The organism is Nitrospira sp. Vd2 (genome assembly GCF_979581665.1).
The window spans coordinates 17,371-35,236 of sequence record NZ_CEFZSK010000009.1 but is presented as its reverse complement, the minus strand read 5'-3'; the positions used below and the strand labels follow the sequence as shown (position 1 = coordinate 35,236).

At 59.3% G+C, this 17,866-nt stretch carries 15 protein-coding genes; 2 read left to right on the top strand and 13 right to left on the bottom strand.

What is annotated here, in order from left to right:
- Window positions 1-226 precede the first annotated feature (226 nt).
- A complete protein-coding gene (locus tag AC1U7K_RS04485; protein ID WP_480249603.1) occupies window positions 227-403 on the top strand; it encodes a YHS domain-containing protein in 177 nt (58 codons plus the stop codon).
- Between the two features lie 1,008 nt (window positions 404-1,411).
- On the opposite strand, the gene AC1U7K_RS04480 is transcribed toward AC1U7K_RS04485, so the two are convergent.
- Complete coding sequence (locus AC1U7K_RS04480) at window positions 1,412-1,585, bottom strand: hypothetical protein (protein WP_480249602.1); 174 nt, start codon at window positions 1,583-1,585, stop codon at window positions 1,412-1,414.
- A 652-nt stretch (window positions 1,586-2,237) separates the two neighbouring features.
- Here AC1U7K_RS04480 and nusG point away from each other — a divergent pair.
- Window positions 2,238-2,759, top strand: coding sequence for a transcription termination/antitermination protein NusG (nusG, locus tag AC1U7K_RS04475; protein WP_480249601.1), 522 nt, complete (start codon window positions 2,238-2,240; stop codon window positions 2,757-2,759).
- Between the two features lie 692 nt (window positions 2,760-3,451).
- On the opposite strand, the gene AC1U7K_RS04470 is transcribed toward nusG, so the two are convergent.
- The 12 genes from AC1U7K_RS04470 to AC1U7K_RS04415 form a co-directional block, all read right to left on the bottom strand.
- Window positions 3,452-3,772 carry a hypothetical protein gene (locus AC1U7K_RS04470; RefSeq protein ID WP_480249600.1) on the bottom strand — a complete coding sequence of 107 codons (321 nt, stop codon included), beginning with the start codon at window positions 3,770-3,772 and terminating at the stop codon, window positions 3,452-3,454.
- Complete coding sequence (locus AC1U7K_RS04465) at window positions 3,765-4,838, bottom strand: Tll0287-like domain-containing protein (RefSeq protein ID WP_480249599.1); 1,074 nt, start codon at window positions 4,836-4,838, stop codon at window positions 3,765-3,767. Before AC1U7K_RS04465 ends, AC1U7K_RS04470 begins: the two co-directional genes overlap by 8 nt.
- Entirely contained in the window at window positions 4,829-5,392 is a 564-nt protein-coding gene (locus tag AC1U7K_RS04460; RefSeq protein WP_480249598.1) for an ExeA family protein, read from the bottom strand. The genes AC1U7K_RS04465 and AC1U7K_RS04460 overlap by 10 nt, the downstream gene beginning before the upstream one ends.
- Before the next feature lie 224 nt (window positions 5,393-5,616).
- Complete coding sequence (locus AC1U7K_RS04455) at window positions 5,617-6,627, bottom strand: class I SAM-dependent methyltransferase (RefSeq protein WP_480249597.1); 1,011 nt, start codon at window positions 6,625-6,627, stop codon at window positions 5,617-5,619.
- 10 nt (window positions 6,628-6,637) lie between these two features.
- Window positions 6,638-7,624 carry a class I SAM-dependent methyltransferase gene (locus tag AC1U7K_RS04450; protein WP_480249595.1) on the bottom strand — a complete coding sequence of 329 codons (987 nt, stop codon included), beginning with the start codon at window positions 7,622-7,624 and terminating at the stop codon, window positions 6,638-6,640.
- A gap of 405 nt (window positions 7,625-8,029) precedes the next feature.
- Window positions 8,030-10,753, bottom strand: coding sequence for an LEPR-XLL domain-containing protein (locus AC1U7K_RS04445; protein WP_480249593.1), 2,724 nt, complete (start codon window positions 10,751-10,753; stop codon window positions 8,030-8,032).
- A gap of 318 nt (window positions 10,754-11,071) precedes the next feature.
- Window positions 11,072-11,917: a class I SAM-dependent methyltransferase gene (locus tag AC1U7K_RS04440; protein WP_480249592.1), complete on the bottom strand. Its 846-nt coding sequence runs from the start codon at window positions 11,915-11,917 to the stop codon at window positions 11,072-11,074.
- Window positions 11,918-12,042: 125 nt separating this feature from the next.
- The gene (locus AC1U7K_RS04435; protein WP_480249590.1) at window positions 12,043-13,131 is read right to left on the bottom strand and encodes a hypothetical protein; all 1,089 of its coding nucleotides are present in this window, start codon (window positions 13,129-13,131) and stop codon (window positions 12,043-12,045) included.
- On the bottom strand, window positions 13,106-13,381 hold the full coding sequence (locus tag AC1U7K_RS04430) for an acyl carrier protein (RefSeq protein ID WP_480249589.1): 276 nt from the start codon (window positions 13,379-13,381) through the stop codon (window positions 13,106-13,108). Before AC1U7K_RS04430 ends, AC1U7K_RS04435 begins: the two co-directional genes overlap by 26 nt.
- A 64-nt stretch (window positions 13,382-13,445) precedes the next feature.
- Entirely contained in the window at window positions 13,446-15,200 is a 1,755-nt protein-coding gene (locus tag AC1U7K_RS04425) for a carbamoyltransferase family protein (RefSeq protein WP_480249588.1), read from the bottom strand.
- Entirely contained in the window at window positions 15,200-16,801 is a 1,602-nt protein-coding gene (locus AC1U7K_RS04420; protein WP_480249587.1) for an amino acid adenylation domain-containing protein, read from the bottom strand. Before AC1U7K_RS04420 ends, AC1U7K_RS04425 begins: the two co-directional genes overlap by 1 nt.
- Window positions 16,798-17,814, bottom strand: coding sequence for an LLM class flavin-dependent oxidoreductase (locus tag AC1U7K_RS04415; protein ID WP_480249585.1), 1,017 nt, complete (start codon window positions 17,812-17,814; stop codon window positions 16,798-16,800). Before AC1U7K_RS04415 ends, AC1U7K_RS04420 begins: the two co-directional genes overlap by 4 nt.
- Between the last annotated feature and the right edge of the window lie 52 nt (window positions 17,815-17,866).

Below are 17,866 nucleotides of genomic sequence, written 5' to 3'. Positions count from 1 at the left end.
TGACGCTAGCACAGTGCGTGCCTGTTAGTGGACAGCATGGCATGAAAGCCGACGTCGGTGGACGCAGACGGAGCATCTCAGTGAATCCAGACATCGGTCCAATGAACTGACTGCGAGGCCCGCAGAAGTCCCACGCACAGTTGCCCAGTGAGCGATACCCCGCCCACGCGTTGCGGCATACAGTATGCCCAACATGATGTACCGAGATAAAGGAAGGAAGCTTCTGATGCCCGGAGAAAATACGACCGATCCGGTCTGCGGGATGATGATCAATGCCGACGACGCAGTGGCTCGAAGTCACTACGAGGGGCGGACCTATTACTTCTGCACCGACCGCTGTCGCATCCAATTTGAACAAGACCCAACGCGGTATGCCGGTCGTTCGTCTCGGCCCGCTGGCTGATGATCCCATACTCCGTCGATCAAGGAACGGACGTCGGGTCGCGTGACAGAGTCCTTGGTGGTCCGAACGAGATACTCGTAACCGACCTTTTGCAAAATAACCAAGCCTCGGCGGCTTAGTCGATCGACCGACGAGAACACCTGCGCCCATGTGAGCGTAGGGAGGCTGTCAAGCAGCTCGTCGATCGATTGGACTTCTTTGTTGTACAGCGATCCCAGAACGAGCCGGTCCGTCACCGTTATTACCACCCCGTCTCGCTCGGTTATCACTGCTCCTCCTCCATGGCGAGCGCCACGAATGGAGGTAAGGATAGCAGACCGCTGCGATCCCGCTACGCGTCGTTAGCCACCATTGCGATGTTCTTCGCACACCGCATGGCGGGAAGCATTCCGCTTGCCACGGTCTCCTCGGCGGTGAACTTGCGAGTTTAGGAGGATCGAAGGCAAGGCACCGGACTTGCGCGTGATGGTCACAACCCCATCACTGGGAGGTCAGAATGGTTTGGATGGCGATTCTCTGCTTTGTCCTTTCGGTGGTCCTGGTGGTCACGCTGTTCACGGGAAGCAAGGACCGGCGACCGGGACAATCCCATGCGCTCCTCGCGTCCCATCTTCGAACCCGCACCAGACGACAGTAACATTCAAGGTATCCGCACACTCGGAGGTCGAGTCTCGCCGCCACGTCTTTCGGCGATGCTCCGTACACCGGCCTCACTCGCTAGGAGATAAGAGAATGGAAGTTAAGTGTCACTCCGGGCGGGTGGAGTGAATTCGGACGAGCGTGGAGCGCTGGACCCGCAGATCAATTTTTCCGATGGAACAGGCCTACACCGATGAGAGTGGTGGCTGGAAGTGGGGGAACGCAGCAAGGTGAGAACCGGTCGGGAGGTGACGCACGAACCAGATTGCTTCAGAGGCCGCAGTGTTCCACCGCTCCAGCCACTGGGACCGCCTTACGATGGACTCTGGTAGCGTACGCCAACAGCAAGACCAGGCAGCCGGAGACGCCCTATGCCTGCTCTCGGCGCGGCTCTTGCTTCGCGCCGCGCTCATAGGCGTTCCGGAGGGCACGGGCAATGGCAGTCTGTAGACGTAGGAGATCGTCAGGGCCGTGATCGGCAATGAATGCATCGATCATGGCTTCCGCTTCCTGGCTAGCCCAGTCGTGAGTGTCATCACTCATGGTTGCGAAGCCGTCGCTGGTCGTAAGGCGCGCTAATTAGATAACCCACTTTACCGTCGTCGCCGACGTTGTGCAAGGAGGAGTGCCGACAGGGCGTTCACCCAGTGGTGTACACCTTCATAGTGGGGAACGACTGGGAGTCTGAGCGACAGGGGTAAATCTGTAACAGGAGAAAGGACACTAAAACGAAAGGTTGTTCGATTGTGTTGTCTTAGGAAGGAATGTAGAAACGACCTCTCATGATCACATGGCGGAAGATCTATGCCCATGCGTGGGATATCACGCGCTTGTCATAAATCGTTCCACAATGAGTCGAATGAGTCGATTGCCGGGGCACCAAACCTGAAACGCAGCATGTCCGACGACCGGTAGAACACAAGTTCTCTTGCGGTCTCTAGGGCGTTTGTCGCAAGGTCGTGAATGTCCCCCGAGGATCAATGAAGGACAGACCTCCGGCCAGCCACGACGTATCGCGGAGAACTGCGTATCCCTCATACCTCGGCTCGTGCCTAAGGTTCAGAGTGCAAGACACACACTTACACTACTATCATCACGAGCCGGACTGATGGGCAGACAGGAAACTGAGTAGAAGGACGACCTACCGGGACCAGGACCAGGGAATGACTGGTATTTCGGTGCAGAGGAGGATTTGATGTCGATCACGGCTCACTGGTATGCAATTCGGACGCGCTCGCGGGCCGAAAAGGTCGTACGAGACCAGCTGATCGCGAGACAAATCGAACCGCTGCTGCCGCTGATGTCCCGGGTCAGCCAATGGAAGGATCGCAAAAAAGTCGTGGAGTGGCCCTTGTTTCCCGGCTACTGTTTTGCCAAATTCATGACCGACCAAAAACTCATTGTCCTCCAAACACCGGGCCTCGTGGAGATAGTCAGCGGCGTACGAGGCCCTGAACCGATTCCTGAAGACGAAATAATGTCGGTGATGCGCGTGGTCCAGTCACGCGTATCGCATGTGCCGTGGGCGTATTTTTCGGACGGGGCACTCGTCGAGGTAATCCGTGGGCCACTGCAGGGACTCCGCGGCTCCTTCGTCCGACAGGCACATGGCAGCCGTCTCGTCATCCGCGTCAACCTGATCCAACAAGCCACGGCAGTCGAAATCGAAGCGGATGATGTGGCACCCATAAAAGCATTAGCCGAAGCTGCCTCGTAGCGCTGGATCGCACGGGGACCCTCACTAGACACGCCTGGCTTCTCAGCGTCGCGCTCAACGTAGCAGCCGGGCGCGCAACAGCGTTCTTTCCTCCCTGCCACTTCACGAGCTGATTGTTCGCTCCGTGTTCGTGCTACAGAAACGTCCATAAGATAAAGGGTGGTCTAGTCGAGCCACTGGAACGAAGCGTACAATACCCAAAGGGTATTCACGAATATGCCGGGTCAAAAAGGATTTCGAAAAACCGCGGGACGCGAGGAGCTGTGCACCTGCGGCCATCCCCGCGCGTTGCACAAGCCCCGCAGGCGTACGGCGGTAGGGGCGTGTTTTGTGTGTGACTGCAGGGCCTACGTTCAGCCAGGATTGAACCGCGACCGGCGCCATCGACTCGGACGCAGACCGCCAGAGTAGGTCATTCTGGCCACTCTACCCTGCGCGCCGGTTGTTCGGTCGCACATCCCGGTCATGCCCGCTGTACAGCGGGCCCCTCACGCCTTCCTCTCTCGAACGCCCGGCGCAAGGCTGCAGCGATCCTCTCTTGCAGGCGAAGGAGATCACTCGCACTCGTATCGGCCACGAAGGCGTCGACGATCGTCTCAGCTTCTTGTTCTGCCCAATCAGCAGCCATTATGCGCATGCCTTCATGGACCTCATAGCAAGAAAGGCTTGACTACCCGTGAAGGATCGATTGCTCATCGGTCCAGATCGTGGCTCCGCTCGGCCGCCGGTGCCGGCTGCACGACGGCGCGGATTTCATGAGGCGCCAACGGTTTCCACTGAGCGAAGTACAGCGGACCAGACTCGTCGAGCCGAACCTCAAGGATTGCGTCATCAGGAAGTTGAGCCAGGAATGACTTGAATCCTTTCACGGTCATCTGCTGCCCGCTACGCTGAGGTATGCTCGATGGCGGTGGCGGTGGGCAGGCCGGTTGATCGGCGCGCCTCAGGCTGTCATGCTCATGAAGGGCTCGCTCGACTTGGGCCTTCTCCAGCGCTTGAAAGATCTTACTCACTTTGCACTCCTTTCAACGCTCCGGAGTCAACCGGCAGGGCTACTGAGATCGCCCCGCCGAGATCTCCTTCTTTGAACCCTTCCTTTTCATACCCGGAAATATCGACTTGCCCTTTTGGTTTGCCATGACACGCCAAACATGCCTTCGTGTAGAACAACGGCAACAAGACCCTCACCCGGTTGTCGGGCAACATGTCCTCTATGACATGATCACCGGCGCGTGGATGGCTCCTTTGCATCGCCAACAATGCCTGCTCCTCCTGTTCATCGGGCTTATTGTCCGGATTTCGAGGTTCCACACCGGGTGGACCGATTTGACGCACCTTTACCCCGGTGTCCTGCGAGAAGGCTTGGGCGACCTGCGTCGCGAACGTCGCCGGTATGAATCCCTTGAACCCGATTCCCTTCTTGTTGATATCCGGCTGGACGTCCTGAACAGCTTTCTTCATGAAAAAGACGAGCCTGACCAGAAGCGACTTTGCCCGATCTGGCATCGGCGCGGTCGCCAGGTTGCGGAGATCGTGACCCGTCCGGGCCAAGAATTCCTTGCGCAAGTACGACTCGAACGCCGAGGCCGAAAAGCCTTTGTCTTCCAATCTGGGATTGTTGATCGCCGGCTGTGCACGGCCCACCACCACCCTTCCGCAATCGAGCAAGACGGCCAGGAGCCGTGCGGTTTCAGCCGCATCACCGTTCTCGGGCAACACGGCGAACGACAAGGGCGGTGGATCATGACTTGGTGCAGCCGTTTCGGTCGGGATGACATGATCCTTGCTCGACTCGTCCGTGGTCGGCTGCTGCTTTCTCTCGGGTGAAATAGGCAAGAGCGGGATCGGCACTGGTGCCGAGAGCTCAGGAATGAGACTGGCGACCGAGGAGGCCTGATGAGAGGAACGGACCGGCAGCATGAGCAGCACGAGGAAGCCGAGAATCGCGGTCGATGCAACAAGATGGCGTCGGGCCACGAGCGGGCGGACCGGCCGTCCGTCGATATCGGCGACCGCCTGATCCACCGTCGCTTTGGTAATGATCGGCTGACCTTCTCCAAACCCATTGATCAAGGGCACAGAATGTTGAGCCGCCTCGGGTTCCCGTGCCCCGCTTGAACGATTCGAGGTAACGCATTGTTCGCGAAGATCGCCTGCCGGCACCCCGCGACTCGCAACCGGTGCTCGATGTAATTGCGGCTTTCTTGGTTCGTCAGGGGCTCGATCCGCCCCCAAACGGTGATCCGGTTCCGGACCTGCCGTAGGTCGGGCCGGGACAGCATCGTTTCCAGTTCCGGCTGGCCGACCAGCACGAGCTGGATCAATTTGGCATTCTGGGTTTCGAGGTTGGACAGCATTCGCACGCCTTCCAGCGTCTCCACGGGGATGTGGTGCGCCTCATCGATGATCAGGACGACCGTCCGGCCGTCCCGGTACTCCGCGATGAGGTGTTCGTGGAGCTGGTTGACGAGATCGACGGCTTCGCCTTCGATCGGCATCTCGCCGAGCTCTCGTAAAATGATCTTCAGCAGCGCAGGAAATGAAAGCGCGGGATTGAAAAGATAGACGACTCGGTACACCTCACCGATGCTCTTGAGGTACGACCGCAGGATCGTCGTCTTGCCAACCCCCACTTGCGCTGCTTGATGCCATACCGAATCGCCGCAATCGCCTCGCGGTGGGTATCGGTCAGAAACAGAAACTCTTCGTCCGGAGTCGTCTGAAATGGCTCTTTCGTCAGACCATAGAAGTGGAGGTACATAGAAGCCTCACGTTGTAGCGGGTGAAGCTTTCACAAAGCAATCGACGTCTCGCCGCCGATGGACCGACGCTGATTGACGAATCGTGCGGAATCAGGCTAGAGGTCGCGAACTAGGAGCATATTGGCGCGAATGCGATCCGCAGAGAACGAAGGCATCGCGCCGGCTGTGAGGCCCATCACGGTATACCCCGCTGGTTGGTACAACAAATCGAGGAGACGATACTGATCAGCCAGGCACAGTTGCCGATATCTGTCTTGCAGCACGGCTGAAGAAAGATAGGGTGAGGGATCCGTTTTTTGGAAGGCTAATTGAGACTCGGACGACAGACGGGTGTCAAACAGTCGCCCTTGGTCACCGCACACGACGCCATACACCAGGAAGGCATGAAGGCCTGAACACCGAAGCAGATCGAAGATCCCGTCAATGTCGAACAGCACCTCGTGAACGTTGAGATAGGAATCCACGATGAGCGCATCTCGGGATTCTTCATCGTCGAAGTGGATGTTCCAGCCATACCCTGCCGAATGAAACCCCAGCTCTTTGACCAGGCTGATCCCTTCAGTGAGGTCACGCTGACCTTGAAGCAGGAGTGAGACAATCTGCTTACGCCGCAAGCGTTCGCTGCTTCCATGCTTTCCATAGATATAGAAAAATATCACGCCATCTTCTCGGAGCAATTGCACGAGATTGCGCACGCCTTTCACGGGATCCGCCAGATGGTGGACCACGCCCATGCTGAGCACCATGTCGAACCGACCAAGGATTTGATTGTCCTCCAGAATGTTGACTTTCCGGAACGAGATATTGGTGGCACCGGCGTTGGAAGCGGCCTGCCTCGCAATGCTCAGCGGCACGTCACTGATATCGACAGCCGTAAACTGAGTGTGGCGATACCTTACAGCCGCCTCAATGAGACGGTGCCCTGTGCCTGTGCCGGCGTCCAGCACGCTCTTTCCTTCGAGCGTGTAACCCGTTTCCCGCGAGAAAATGCCCAACAGGTTCGCCAGTTCCTTGAGGTTACGTCTCCGGCCCTGCGGCGATGGATACGGAAACTCTGCGTACATCGCGCTGACACGCTCAGTGACGTCCACCACTCGACCTCCCATCCCGGACTGGTTAAATCAGGAGCGTGTTCGCTCGAATGCGATCTGAGGTGAGGTGGTCCCTCGCGCCCGCCTTGAATCCCATCAACGTGTATCCGGCCGGCTGGTACAACAAATCAATGAGGCGATACTTGTCCGTTAGGCAAAGCCGTTGGTACTTGTCCTGCAGGCGCGGCGATGGGAGGTACGGGGCCGGATCGGTTTTCTGTAACGCGACCTGGGCGTCGGCGCCAAGCCGAGTGTCAAACAAGCGCCCCTGCTCCCCGAAGACAATTCCATACACAAGAAACCCATACAACCCGGAGGAGTGAAACAGCTCGAAAATATCATCCACATCGTACAACTTTTCGTGAACGCTGAGGTATGCGTCCACGATGAGCGAATCCTTGGACGCTTCGTCGTTGAAACCAACGTTCAATCCGTACCCAGGCGGTTCAAATCCGAGTTCTTTCACGAGGGCGATCCCTGTCTGGAAATCTGTCTCGCCCTGCAGCAACAGCGAAACAATCTTCTTGCGCCGCATGCGTTCGGTGCTGCCGTGTTTTCCATAAATGTAGAGAAACATGACGCCGTCGTCTCGGAGGCTGGTCGCGAGATTCAAGAGCCCTTTCGCCGGATCGTCGAGAATTTGCACCACGCCCATGCTCAACACCATGTCAAACGTCCCATAGCTATTACCCGCTTCCAACACGTTTCCTTGTTGGAAGGAGACGTTATCGACGCCTGCATCGCTGGCCACCTGACGTGCAATATTCAGAGGCGCTTCACTGACATCGACGGCCGTGAAATCAGTGTGTCGAAACATCAAGGCGGCTTCGATCAACCGGTGGCCCGTTCCCGTGCCCGCATCCAGGACCTTCTTTCCTTCCAATCGGTAGCCAGTCTCGCGGCAGAAGATCGCCAGAAGGTTCGCCAATTCACGCAGCCGACGTCTGCGTCCCTGCGGCGACGGATAGGGGAACCGCCCGTACATCTCGCTGATACGCCGCGTCACATCCATGGATCATTCGTGCCGGCGGCAATTCGCTGCTGGTCGCGACTCTCAGCACGCACCCTCTTTCAGAGCCTCGCGACGTACTTCGGCAATCTTCATTGGGGCTTGAATCGAAGGCTGAAGGATAGATTCGACTTGAGGGATTGTCAGGAAAGACGTCTTCCGGAACAAGGGGAAGAGAAGCGCCGTTCAGCTTGTAGCCGGTGGCCGTCTCAGCTCAAAACTGACCGTTCACCGGACCGCAAAGTTCAGCGGACCCGAGAGAAAGATCAACCGATGCTCGCTCAACAGACCAGCCATGTAAATGGTTCTTGATCGATCCTCATGAGGGGGACGACGTGGGAAGCGCCACCAACCTCACCGGTGACGCTTCCCACGCCAGACTACCTCAGGTCAACGCTGCGAGCAGCGTTACGCAAAGGTATTATTGGAGAAGGTGGAATTGACCGGCATCGGTTGCGGATCGTAGCCCGGGAAGGCCCCTTTGGCCATGAACGTCTGGCCCCCGCCTATCACCCTATTGTCATGGATCGTGCAGTTATAGCTGCCGGCAAACCCGAGCACACCGGCCGAAGCATTCCCGGACTCATTGTAGACGGTGTTATTGTACGCCGATGAATCGTAGGCTTCATAATGCGTCGTCGGATCGTACCACCAGCCACCGGAGTTTCCTCCGAGGAATACGCCCCATCCACTCGCGTTGCCCATGTGGACGACGTTGCTGTAGATTTGCAAATCCCGCACGCCGCCCTTGCCGTACACGTAACTGCCCCAGACATCACCCGTATAAATGGTGTTGTTCCGGAAGATCGTGCCGTAATTGTTGAACGCTTCGAGCGACGAATGGATTTCGCAGTTTTCCACCAAGGTGTAATCCTGGTTCGTCTTGATGCCGACCGCTCGCTGCGAGCTGGCATCGACCAAGACGCCCCGAATCGTGGCCCCCAATGTCCCGGTCGTCGGGCTCGCGGCACTCGGGATGTTGGTGCCCCACACGCGGATGGCGCCGTTCGAACTACTGGCCGCGCCCCCCACATTATTGGGCGACACGGAGATCCGGAGATCTTGGATCGTAATGTAGCTCTGCGTGATGCTGATGGCCTCGTAGTTGCCGGAAACCGAGCTCAGCACGGCACCCCACTTGTGTTCGGCCTGAAGCGTAATCGGATTCGTCGCGGTCCCGGAATGCGCGAAGGTGATCTGGCCCTCCTCGTACACGCCGTCACGAATGATCGCGGTTTGACCGGCCTGCAGGCTCTGCGCCGCATGCTGAATCGTCCGCCACGGTGCCGCTGATGTCCCCGCATTGGAGTCTGAGCCGCTCGGGGAGACATAAAAGACGGCGGTCGGTGTAGAGGGCGATGACGTTGGCGGAGCGGGCGGTGCCGTAACCGGGGATTGCGTGCTATCGGTCCCGGTGGCCGGCGCGGGTGTTGGCGTCGTAGTCACCGGGGTCGGAGTCGACGTGGTGGTCGTCCCGCCCGCCACCTGGTACGTGTACGTCCGCCCGTTCGTCAGCGGATTGGAGTTGTCGGATGCCGAGAAGTACAGCGCCGTGCTCGTCCCGTCACTCCAGTAGCTGTACCGCCCCGCCCCCAAATTACGGATGTCCGTGTGCGCCGAGTGGGCCGGCCCCAGCGGCACGCCGTTCTCATAAATCTGCACCGTCGAGGCCGTCGGGGCCGCCGCCGTGTCCGCCGCCGTCCCGAGGTTCACTTGCGCAATGTAGGAATTACCGGAGTCATGATACGCGCTCGAGAAATTCAGCGCAGTTCCGACTGGGCTGGGCGCGGGTGTCGGGGTCGTACTCACTGGAGTGGAGGTCGACGTCGTGGTCGTCCCGCCCGCCACCTGGTACGTGTACGTCCGCCCGTTCGTCAGCGGATTGGAGTTGTCGGATGCCGAGAAGTACAGCGCCGTGCTCGTCCCGTCACTCCAGTAGCTGTACCGCCCCGCGCCGACATTGCGAATGTCCGTATGTGCGGAGTGCGCCGGCCCCAGCGGCACGCCGTTCTCATAAATCTGGACCGTCGAGGCCGTCGGGGCCGCGGCCGTGTCCGCCGCCGTCCCGAGGTTCACTTGCGCGATGTAGGAATTACCGGAGTCGTGATACGCGCTCGAGAGGTCGATCCGGTTTTGACTCGCGGTCGTGGAAGGACTGCTGGAGGTCAGACTTTCAGTGACCGTGAAAGAAGAGACGGGTTGGCTCGTCTGCGACGTACCGACCGTCGACGCGAGCGGCTGGGTGGCCGGTGAAGTTTGTACGACCGGCGTGCCGTACGTCGTCGTGAACCGCGCATCGTCGGCGGTGGACACCGTCGTCCCCGCAAGACCGATCGTAGAAGGCAGTGCACCGGCGGTGATACGACTGTCGCTCGTCATCGTGCCGCCGATCAGTGCCATGCCGACCGAGCCCCCAACAGCCGTGTCGCCGATTTGCAACGTACTGCTCGTAATCGATCCTCCGACATACAGAAGGCCGAGCTTCGGCGCCGGTCCGGACGTCAGACTCGCCCCAATCGCGACAGTGGCCTGGTTGATGTCCTTCTGGACGGTCAGCATGTCCATGCCGGTTGCCGATAACGTCCCGCCTTGCACACTCCCGAGGGCAACAGCGGTGACATGGCCATTGATCGTCGTCGTCCCATCAAGCGCGACCGACGCCCCATTGATCCCCATCATGGCCCCGTCGATCTGCAACTGATGAATTGCGACCGGCGCGCCGGTTTGCGAGAGGATCGACAAGGAGGAGCTTTCATCCGTTCCGGTGATGTGGAGCTGCCACTCTCCCTGAGTCTGGCTCACCTCACCGATGCCCGCGCCGCGCAATTGGAACGTCACGAGATTTCCCGTGGCATCGGGAAGCGTGACGTCTTGCATGGTCCCATTGCCGGCGACGTCGCCAAACTTGGCACTGACCGTCGCCGTCTGCTGGGACTGTCCGTCTTGATTGACTTGAATCGGCGCCGCCTGCGGCGCCGGCGGCTGCGGTGCTTGCAACGCCGCCGCGGCAGTGGCGAGATCGGCGCTTAATAAAACGCGGGGCTCCAGACCCTCGATTTTATATTTAGCATTGCGGATGAATTGACTTGCGCTTTCCCCTGACAAGGCCCTTATGAAACGCTTCAACGCCACTACTTACCTCCTTCCTAAGCTGCCCGGTTGAGGTGTCAACTGGGGCTGGCCTTTTAACAAAGGCTCCTGAAGAAGGCAAGCGATTTAGTTAACGATTTCTGCCTGTTACGATATTTTATTTAAGTGCAAAAGTCTTGTGGACAAACGACAACAAAAACCCTAGGTACACGAAAATACAATCATTCTTGTCGAACAAACAATGACACGCGTTGCCGCAAAAAAAAATTCATGCGGGAGCCGGTGGCGAGCCCAAAAAGCGTGCCAATTCGCACGCCCGAACCGCCAAATGGCAATGCTCGAAAGTCCAGTGACCTGGCGTTATGTGGTACGACTGTCCTTTTCGTAGACGTACTGATCACAGCCGGAGCCGAGCAGGCCGTGCGTGCGTCCCGCATGCGGCGTTGTGAGAATTATGGTGCGGCGGCGGAAGCCGAGCCTCTCCATCCGGGCCTCCACTTCCTCCGGTAAGATCGACTCGTATGGATATCCGCCTAACCAATCATGAAGGTCGTGATAGAAATCCATGCCGCGATTTTTCTTGTACTCGGCAATATAGGCATCGACATCAAACTGTCTTCGACCGATGAATCGAAACCACGCGGCATAGAGCCGGCGGGCACGATCTTGCGCAGCGGGGGACGCCCGCGAGTACCATCGCTTCTCGATCCTCCACAGAGGACACATCCAGGTGCGGCGATACAAGGCAAAGGCAAAACTCCCGCGATCCGCCACCATCGCCGCGGCATTCTGAAGCGCCTGTTGCAATCGGCCGGTATGGTGGAGGGCGCCCCATGAGTACACGACATCGAAGTGTCCCCACGTCGCGGGTGTGAGATCGAGAGCACTCCCCTGCGCCACTTTAAATGACAAGTCCCCGGCCCAGATCCCCAGCAGGTGAGATGTCGTCGCGACGGCCGTCGGATCGATGTCGAGCGCCACAACGCGCCGCGCACCGAGGCGTAGGGCCGCCAGGCTATGTATGCCCGAGCCGCACCCAATATCGAGAAACGATTTCCCGGCCAGACGTGGGCGGCCCAACAGCGCTTGCAATCCTGCGATGGCTTCTTCGATCTGGGCGTCCGTGACGGTATCGGCATATCGCGCCCAGTTTTCGCCGAAGGCAAAATGCGTCTCGACATCTTCGAGATTCTGTTTGATCATCATCCCTGATCCTCACTTTCGATGCGACCAAGAAGCCATACGAGCTAAACCAGGCCCGTCGAGTGGGAGCAGCTCCTACCCCCTTCTTCACGGTCGCACGATCAACCCACGCCTTGGAACGAGCGCCGCTAGCTGGCGAACTCGCTGAAGCAGTTCCACCATTCCCCTTCGAGGCGCGACAGAAAAGCATTGCCTGTGTAAATGGCCTGCAAAATGTCGCCGTGTTTCGAGTGGACCAAGAAGGCGCTTCCCATCGTGTAGGTGCAGCCGTGATGAAAGAATTCGTGCAGAAACTTTGGCTCCAGACGCCCGGACACTGCCGTCGCGCCTTCTCCACGAAGCTGTGAAAAGAAGTCTGGGAGCACGGCTGAGATGAGATGTGGCAGCACGGCAAATTGCAGCACATGCGCTGTCCGCCCCGGATTCAAATAATAGAGATACCAGCCGACGACTTCGCCGCTGTGCTCCCTCAGCGCACTGCCCCTTAACGTGCCCACCTTCTTCTTTTGCGCCGCTAAATCCAGTATCCATCGCAACGACGCCGCATCGTAATGGGGCTTGAACTGATCGCGCCGCGCAACTCTCGGGAGTGTTCGCAGGATCGTCTCCGCCTCGAGCGGCTCCCGGGATAGTGGCGCGGCCGTGCTCGCGGCGACATTCTTTCGGTAGAAGGCCGCATCGAGGGCTCGACACAGAGGTCGGATGACCGGGACAGTGACAGTGCGCCAGGGAAATTGCTCCTCGGTCGATTCAAGCAACTGTTCACATCGTCGCAGCGGTCGCGTCCACCTGAACGCATAGAGCGGGACCGAATAGCCCCCGACTGCCTCCCAAATCTTGCGAGACAGACCGCTCGCACCGTCCGCTAACGAAAGGTCTTGAGGGCCGGCGAGAAACGCTTTGACGAGTTCAAGGGCCGCGAGTGTGTTGTGGCTCCGTGCGTCCACCATGAATTGGGTGCTCACGGCCATTCGGATGGGCTGATCGTTCATCATCATCCGATAAGGAATCACGCCGAGGAAGCCGAGAATCGTCTGGTTCTCTTCATACACGAGCGACGGCAGCCGTGCATCGCGGAAAGGATTGTGGAAAAAGACGTCGGCAACATAACGACAGAGCCCTGCGGCATCTCGGATCGAGCCCCCTGCAAAGGTGCGACGATAGAGATCGACAACGGCCGGGATGTCCGGTTCAACAAACGCGCGGAGGCTTGCCATGTTGAGCGAGACTTTGCGCCAATACGAAATCGGCGATGGCGGCGACGGACCGGAAGTTCTCAAACTCCACTTTGTCGATGGGGATCGTGATGCCGAACGCATCCTCGAGTTGCACCGTGAGTTCCACAAACATCAAGGAATCCACGATGCCCGTTGCGAACAAGTCGGTATCCGTCGCCTCCACCTGCACATCGAGGCGCTGCCGAAACAGGTTCATCACAACAGGATACAGCTCTTGTACTTCCACCATGACTCCTCCGTGAGTGTGCTCGGGCCGACGAGAATCTATGGGCGGGATGATCGACTGTGGCGAATTAGCGTCGGCGAACGAGGATATTGTCGATGAAGAGTGCGTCCATACCGGTGCGGAGAAACGTGTCGATCGCTTCCGCCGGTGTATTGACGATCGGCTGACCTTTGACGTTGAAGCTCGTGTTCAGCACCATCTCGCGACCGGTTACCTTTCCAACGGCACGGAGCAGGCAATGGAACGCGTCATCATCGGTGGCGGAGACTGTTTGGACGCGGGCCGACCCATTGACGTGGGTGATGGCCGGCAAGACAGGTCTGAATTCCTCGCGAACGTTCACCGTCATGATCATGTACGGCAGGTTCGTCATGGGGCCAACTGCGAACCATTGGTGAACCTGCTCGATGGAAACGGCAGGGGCGAAGGGACGAAAGGCTTCCCGCTTCTTCACCATGGCGTTGATCCGGTCCCGCATCTCCGCGTGGCCGGGATCGGCGAGGATACTGCGATGACCGAGCGCGCGCGGTCCGAATTCCATTCGGTCGCGATACCAGCCGATCACCTCGCCATCGGCGATGCACTGCGCGGCGACCGCGCACGTCTCTTCAAGGGTGCGGAGCGGCGTGGCGACGATCTCGGCCCCAAACTCCCGGAGGGCCCGCGCTATGTCTTCAGTGGACGGCTTCGGGCCCAGGTAAGGAACATTGAACCTGGTATTCGGGATCGCGCCGTGCTGCGCCGCCCGGTGGAGCGCCGCGCCAAGGGCGGCACCGTCGTCGCCGGCGGCAGGTTGCACATAGAGATCATCGAACAGGCCGGATTGCAGAAGGACGCCGTTCGCCGTGCAGTTCAAGGCGACACCTCCCGCGAGGGCCAGGCGGCGGGCGCCGGTTGCACTCGCCAAGTGCCGGCACAGGTGGAGCAGCGTCCGGTCGAGACAGGCCTGGAGGCCGGCGGCGATATCCCGGTGCGTCTCGGTCACGTCGGCATCGAGCGATCGGGGTGGTCCGAGTCGCTCCGTCAGATAGCGCCGCGTGGCGAGATAATTCTCGCGCTCGTCTCGCGTCCGGTTCAACCGGAGCGGCGGGATTCGGACCGAGCCGTCATCTCGCAATTCCACTGCGTCGTCAAATACGGAGGCAAATCGTTTGGGATCGCCATACGGCGCCAGACCCATGATCTTGTATTCATCGGCGTTGAAGTCGAAGCCGAGATGCAACGTGACCAATGAATAGAAGATGCCGATCGAGTCGAGCGCCGACGTCTGCGCAATGGGGATGAGTCTTCCGTCACGTCCCTGGTACGCGGACGTGCTGTGCACTTCCCCCATGCCGTCGATGACGATGACGAGACAATCGTGCCATCCCGAGGTGAAATAGGCGCTGGCCGCGTGCGACAGATGATGATTCACCTGATGGACGTGGTCATGCGGAAAGCCGGGAAGATGCCGGGACACATGGGAGAGCAGGGCCTCCCTCGAATAGACCTCGGCGTACCGCAGTCGTGCGATCGGGTCGGCCATAAAGGCGGCTCGGTACGGCGCATAATCAAAGCCGTGCGCCAATTCGTCCACCTCATCGAGCCCAACACCGGCTTCAGAGAGACAGTAGCGAATGGCGTGAATGGGGAAAGCCGCGGAGTGCTTCCGGCGGTCGAACCGCTCCTCTTCGGCAGCCGCGACGACGGCGCCGTCGACCACGAGAGCGGCGGCGGCATCGTAGCCTTGGCACATCCGATACTCACGTTCCTCGAGATGCGGCCAATGCCGCTGTTTGAAGGCAAGGGAATTATCGAGTCCGCTGATACCAAGGATTTTCATCACGCGTTCCTCTTTTTCAGGGCGAGGAAATCTTCTCGCAGCTTGGGTCGATCGATCTTTCCACTTGCATTGACCGGCAACCGGGGATACGCGTGCCACTGCGTCGGCACCATATAGGCGGGCAACAGCGCGCCCAATTCCTTTCGGATGTCCGCCGCCTCGACCTCGCCAGCCGGAACATAGGCGCAGCAGATCGTCATGCCCTCGAAGCCCTCGGCCGGCACTGCAACGACCGCGCCGTCCGCGAGGCCGCGCACGCCGTGAAGCGCCGCCTCGATCTCACCGAGTTCGATACGGTATCCACGGCTCTTGATTTGGCCGTCGGCGCGTCCATGAAAATACACGAGGCCGTCTTCACCGATCTGGGCAAGGTCGCCGGTCTTGTACAGCCGCCCGGCTTCCGGCGCGGCCGGATCAGTGAGAAACGCCTGCGCCGTCTTTTCGGGATCCCTCCAATAGCCGGCACTGACCCCGACGCCCCGGATGTACAGATCACCGAGCTGCCCCTGCGGCACGGGGTTGAGCGCGTCGTCCAACACGAGCAACTCTTCGCCTTCGCATGGCCGGCCTATCGGAATGGCGACATGTTCGACTGCGGGACAGGCCGGCACCGTGTAATAGCTGCTTGCGATGGTCGTTTCGGTGGGCCCGTACAAATTCGTGAACGTCGCGTGGGGCACGCGCTTCATCCAATAGATCAGCGCAGGCGTCGGAAAAACCTCTCCACACCACAGAATCCGTTTCAAAGAGGGAAAATCGCCGGGCTGCACGGCATCGAACGCGGCCAAGTACTTGAGGATCGACGGCACCGAAAACCACTGCGTGAGCGCCGATGTCCTAATGAAGGCGGCCAACTTGTGCGGCAACAGATTCAATTCATGCGGCACCAAGTGAAGCTCTGCACCGGCCGACAACGCACCGAAGATGTCGAACACGGATAAGTCGAAGTGGAGCGGCGGATGCGCCGAGACGCGGTCGTCGGTGCCGATGCCGAAATATCGCGTCGCCCACCCGAGGAAATGCAGGACGTTCTCATGGGTCACCACCACGCCTTTGGGGGTCCCCGTTGAGCCCGAGGTGAAGAGAATATAGGCGGGGTCATGAGGCCGCGCTTCACGCGGCGGCGCGCCGAGGGGCAAGCGCGCGCACTCGGTCCACGTGAAGGCCGGCGTGAATGTGTGCCCCTCCAGCGGTTCTGATCCCATCCATCCCACCCGCAAGGGCTGCGGATGACCTTCACCGGTAGCCAGCAAATTATTCAGCGTGGGAATGACGGGGCCAGATCCCAGGATGAGACGCGGCTCGGCTTGGTCGATCATCTTTCTCTGCCGGGGCACCGGGCTGCTCGGATCGAGGGGAACGTACACGCAGTCCGCCTTCAGGATCCCGAGGATCGCCACCATCGCAGCCGGCGATTTGGGCATGAGCAGGCAGACGCGATCCCCCTTTTCACATCCGCTCTCTCGAAGAGCAGTGGCTAACTGCGTGCTAGCTACGTCGAGCCCGCCGTAAGTCAGACGCTCATCGCGGTGGACGATGGCCGTGGCCTCAGGACGCGCCTGCGCATGGCGGGCGGCTCCGTCCTGCAACAGGGCGCTCACGGCGCCACCTCTCCGGCGGCGTAGGTGAACGCCTGCATCGCGTGCTGCAAATCGTCCTTGACAGCCGGGATATCGAGCACGAAGGTTCGGTAGCCGAGCCGAATATACGTCGCAAGCTCTTCTCCGACGCGTGCATAACTCCCGACGAGGTAGGGGCACGAGGTCTTGTAATTCTGGAACGGGACGAGCCAGTACGGATTCCTCTCACTCGGTGCGTGCACCGCCAAGTCAGACAACTGCTGGTGCCACACCGAGTCCGAAATCTTCATCGCGAGCTGGCGCGTCACCTGGCCGCGGCGATCTTCGGGGAATCGCCGATACGCGACATCCCACGCCTCCCCTTCATCCTGCCGGGCAATGATGCCGACACGCACGCCGCACGGCATTGCTCCATCCGCGTTGACCGTTTCTTCCGAAGAGGACTTGGGATATTTGATCGCGGTACCCCCGACAGAGCGACAGGTCTGCAGGCCGGCTTCGGAAGATCCCGACATGAAAATGCCGGGCAGCAAGGCCTTCGGGAGGGGTGGCGTAAGCTTCAAGTTGGTCACCTCGTAGAAATCGCCCTTGTAAGTGACGGGGCCGCCGGCGAGGAGCTCTTTGATGAGAAACGTGTATTCCCGCAGGCGGTCATAGCGACGGTCATGCGACGTCGGATCGTTCAACGCCAAGAGGTCGTTCTTGAATCCTCCGGCGATCATGTTGAGATAAATCCGGCGGCCGTACAGATAACCGAACGACGCCACCATCTTGGCGACCGAGTACGGATGCATGTAAATTGGCTGCACGGCGACCAAGGGGCACAAGGCGGTGGTGTGCGTGAGAATCTCCTGCGCCACCAACCACGGATCGACGAGCCTGTTGTCGGCATAGACGAGTATCCCTTTGCAGCCGTGGTCCTCGCTCCACCGTGCGACCTGCCTCACCTCTTCGAGATATGTCGCGCTGGTATGATCGGCCGACTGCGGGCAGGTGGCAAAGACTTCTATGGAGCCGTCGGTTAAATGATTCATTGGCCATCCTCTCTTGAAAGAAGCCTGATCAGCTTTAGCTGCGTGCGTGGGA